The 3216-nt window shown below is 51.0% G+C and carries 4 protein-coding genes; 2 read left to right on the top strand and 2 right to left on the bottom strand.

The annotated features are described in order from the left end of the window. Nucleotides 1-437 precede the first annotated feature (437 nt). Together parA and BN874_RS12830 are read left to right on the top strand one after the other, a co-directional pair. Nucleotides 438-1115, top strand: coding sequence for a ParA family partition ATPase (gene parA, locus BN874_RS12825; RefSeq protein WP_034434032.1), 678 nt, complete (start codon nt 438-440; stop codon nt 1113-1115). Then, nucleotides 1108-1452 carry a hypothetical protein gene (locus BN874_RS12830; protein ID WP_051497809.1) on the top strand — a complete coding sequence of 115 codons (345 nt, stop codon included), beginning with the start codon at nt 1108-1110 and terminating at the stop codon, nt 1450-1452. Before parA ends, BN874_RS12830 begins: the two co-directional genes overlap by 8 nt. A gap of 554 nt (nt 1453-2006) precedes the next feature. On the opposite strand, the gene BN874_RS12835 is transcribed toward BN874_RS12830, so the two are convergent. Both BN874_RS12835 and BN874_RS12840 read right to left on the bottom strand, forming a co-directional pair. After that, on the bottom strand, nt 2007-2378 hold the full coding sequence (locus BN874_RS12835) for a hypothetical protein (RefSeq protein WP_034434034.1): 372 nt from the start codon (nt 2376-2378) through the stop codon (nt 2007-2009). A gap of 64 nt (nt 2379-2442) precedes the next feature. Continuing rightward, nucleotides 2443-3129: a DUF1345 domain-containing protein gene (locus BN874_RS12840; protein ID WP_195912187.1), complete on the bottom strand. Its 687-nt coding sequence runs from the start codon at nt 3127-3129 to the stop codon at nt 2443-2445. Between the last annotated feature and the right edge of the window lie 87 nt (nt 3130-3216).

Below are 3216 nucleotides of genomic sequence, written 5' to 3' on the forward strand. Positions count from 1 at the left end.
TCAGCACCCAAAGGCGGCTTAAGCGCGGCTTGTTGGAAAGCGAAAAACGAGGGGCACCTCAGTTCCCCGCCTTGTTGGGCGGTTAGCAGTGGTTGGAGGGTGTTTTTTATAAGTATACTATTCTTATTTAATAATATAAAAATGTAACAGGTAAACAGGTAAAACAGGCAAAAATCCAACTTCAAAAAAAAAAGGGCTTCAATAAAAAACAACCCGTTTTTTACCCGTTTTGCCTGTTACGTCGCCCACCGCCGCAGTTGTAGTTCAGCGCTAACCGGGTTCAATCTCCAAGTTTAAGGCTTTTGATCCTTCCCGCGCTCGCCCCTCCACATCAATCGGTTTCCCCCTTGGCTTGACCCCCGGCTAACAACCATGAATAATATAGTTTGTACCGTAAAAACGGTTCATATTATTAATACCGGGATAACATCAACCCCATGGCAGCAAAAATCATTACCGTGGCCAACCAAAAGGGTGGAGCCGGCAAAACCACCTGTTGTTTGCAACTGGCCGGTACCCTGGCCCGACGCGGCAGCCGGGTGTTGGTGATTGATGCCGATCCCCAAGGGACGGCGGTGCGGTGGGCCGCATCGGCGACGGACGATGATCACCCCTTTCCGGCCCGCGTGGTGAGTCTGAGTGCGGCGGGGGGCAAAGTGCATCGCGAAGCCAAGAAATTCGTGGAGGACTACGATTTTTTGTTTTTGGATGGCCCACCGGGCATGGATTCCACGGTTTCGTACAGTGCGTTGCTGATTAGCGATCTGGCGCTGATGCCGGTGATTCCTTCCCCGGCGGATTTGTGGGCCACCACCGGATTCCAAAAACTGGTTGAAAGTGTGCAACCGATCAACGAATCCCTGCAGGCCCGAATCGTCGTCAACATGAGCCAGCACACCACCCTGGCCCGAAGCGCGTTGGAGGTCCTAGAAAACTTTGGTATTCCGCTGCTGCACACCCGGTTGGGGTTGCGCACCGCGTACCGCCAATCAGCGGCGTGGGGTTGCGTTGTGGGCGACCAGGGTCAAGAAGCCAAAATCGCCGCGACCGAAATCAACGCGCTGTTGGACGAAATTTTGGTGGTCCTCGAATGCGGGAGCCCTAACCGTGGCTAAAGATCTCAAATCCGCCATGCTGCGATCCCTGGAGAGCGAACGATCCACCCTGGACGCTCGATTTTTCAAAGCGGAAGCGCTGCTGGATATTGCCGAAAAACCCCCCGAACCTGTTGCGCCCAAAATAACCCCAGTGGTTCGAGACAGCTTCACTCTGCCCGAGTCGGATCACCAGTTGCTGACCCAACTCAAAACCCGCGGGTTAAGCTTGGGGATCGGCGTCAACAAAAGCGAACTGGTTCGGGCCGGGTTGCGGCTGTTGGCTACCTTACCCGACCCCGATTTTTGCGCGGCGTTGGCGGCGATTGAACGGATCAAGACCGGTCGGCCCAAATAATACAAACGGTAAAAACGGTTTTTACGGTACAAATCGTTTTTACCCATCACCGAAAGCGGTTTGTTTTACTCTCAAGTTTTTTGGGTGTTTTTTCCGTGCCCGATTTTTTGCGCACTGTGATCCAGCGGAAGGTTGAATAGGATGGATTTTAGCGGGGGCACCCTGCATCACTGTAATCCCTTCAACCGAAACGGGGGCACAACGTGTCTGCACAAAATCTGGCGGTAAATGGGGGCCACCCCAATCAAAGTAGCCGCGTAGCACGCTGGTTTTTGCAGGGGCGTAGAACCCCTACTGATAAACGGGGTCTGACAATCATGATTGTCAGACCCCAAAGTAGAGATGATGTGGAACTCCAGAAATCGTGAAGGAAGCTCCAATCATGCTACCCAATGGAAGGGCTGGTTGGCTACCCGGCTAGAACGGCTGAGTTGGCTTGGCATGGCCGGGGAAAATGGAAAGAGGGAATCTGCGATGAGACAGACCGTGCTGAATTGTCTAATGTTTACAGGCACCGAGAGCCTAGCCTCAAGGCATTTAGATAGCCGATGATGCTACGCGATTTTACATGAAGTTACCGCATCCTCATTATAAGAGTAGACCGCGCACAACCGATGATATCCGTCCGCAATGATTACTTTTCCGTGGACTGAATCTCTTATTAGAAGAAGAGGCGATAACTCGATTCCAGACTGTATTTTATTTTGATCTTTTTCGACATGAGCATTGCTGATGCCCAGCAAGAATAAACCGGACGCCCTAAAAATATCCTTCGCCTTGAACTCTGATAGCAATGCATGTTTCAACTGATTTACATAGGCAGTGGCTTTTTGCTCATCGTAGAGCAGGGACAAGTACGACAGCGCTGCGGTATAATCGTGGTCTTCGGGTTCATTCAACCACTTCATCTCGACTTTATCTGGCATTTTTCCCTCCTATAAACCGCTTTTAAACAATCCACTGAATAGAAAAAGTTACGCCCTTAAAAAACTAGATCAAACGAGAGGCGAGTACATTGATCGCGATAGCGAGGACGATTAAGTTGAACCAGAACGATAACAAACCGTGCCCTAATGTTAATCGACGCATGCGAGGGCTTTTCACAGCGACATCGGACACTTGCGAGGTCATGCCAATCACAGCCGAATAGTAAAAAAAATCGAGATAATCAGGTTTACAATCCCCCGGAAAAACTAATCCGTAGGCGGATTCATTCGTGGAGGGAGACGGTCGGTAATAGACGCGGGCGTAATGGAGAGCAAAAGCGGTCTGAATGAGCAACCAAGCCCCCACTAACGACAAAGACACTACACAGAGATGGCCCCAACGGGACCATCCTTGTAAGGTGTTACCGGTGTCAATAGCTAAGGTAACCGCCGCGAGACTGGCGCAACCGGCGATAATCACTAAAATGAACAACAAAAATGATCCCGGATCGTTCCATTGAGCACGGCGGCTGGTCGCTTGTGCATCCATTCGCAAGGCTAGCAATCCTGTTAGGGAAAGTACGATAGCGCAGTAGACACACCAAGCCACCAAGATCGAAATTTCGAGGGTGTAGTGGAGGGAGAACGCCCCAGTGATTCCAACTACAAGCGCCGGTACTATCGCCGACCCTTGGCGTTTTAGCGTGCTTAATCGTGCAGCCCAATGCAAATCATGGAGCGGATGTTGCACCACAGTCTTAGCCTCTGTTGCAAAAAGTGAGGTGCCCCCTGGATTTCGTCTTCCAAGGGTCGATGATTAACATCGAGACTGGAAGGA

The sequence above is a fragment of the Candidatus Contendobacter odensis Run_B_J11 genome, assembly GCF_000531125.1.
GTDB classification, from domain to species: Bacteria; Pseudomonadota; Gammaproteobacteria; order Competibacterales; family Competibacteraceae; genus Contendibacter; species Contendibacter odensensis.

Coding starts and splice junctions, on each gene's coding strand:
- BN874_RS12835 (WP_034434034.1), bottom strand. CDS start 2,378: ATGCCAGATAAAGTCGAGATGAAGTGGTTGAATGAACCCGAAGACCAC.
- parA (WP_034434032.1), top strand. CDS start 438: ATGGCAGCAAAAATCATTACCGTGGCCAACCAAAAGGGTGGAGCCGGC.